The organism is Bradyrhizobium diazoefficiens (assembly GCF_016612535.1).
Taxonomy (GTDB): domain Bacteria; phylum Pseudomonadota; class Alphaproteobacteria; order Rhizobiales; family Xanthobacteraceae; genus Bradyrhizobium; species Bradyrhizobium diazoefficiens_C.
Map to the genome: position 1 here is coordinate 1 of NZ_JAENXS010000013.1, position 360 is coordinate 360.

General features: G+C 61.4%; 1 pseudogene. It reads right to left on the reverse strand.

Going from position 1 to position 360, the window contains the following annotated elements:
• Positions 1 to 360 (reverse strand): annotated as a pseudogene (locus tag JJE66_RS37745) (hypothetical protein); the annotation flags it as partial.

Genomic DNA, 360 nt, shown 5'->3' on the forward strand with positions numbered 1-360 from the left:
ACTCTCCAGCGTGGTGCTGCTTCCGGTGACGAGACCCGTGAGATTATTGACGTAGTTGCCGCTGCTGTCGACGCTCCAGATGGTGTACTGGTCCATCCCCGGGGTTTTCCAGGCAATGTCATAACCCGTCGAGGTCTGCTCCGCTCCGATCGGCGCCCAGGGCGGAAACTGATTGGTGACGACGGCCGCGCCATCGCGCATCAACTCCGGTCCCGAGCCGGAATGATAGAGAAAGTAATTGTTGCCGACCTGCGTCAGGCTGGTGACGCCTGCGGACTCGATGACCGTCGTCGCGACGGCAGCGCCGGGCACGCCGATCGTGCCGTCGCCGTTGAGATCCTGATGGAAAACATTCTCGAA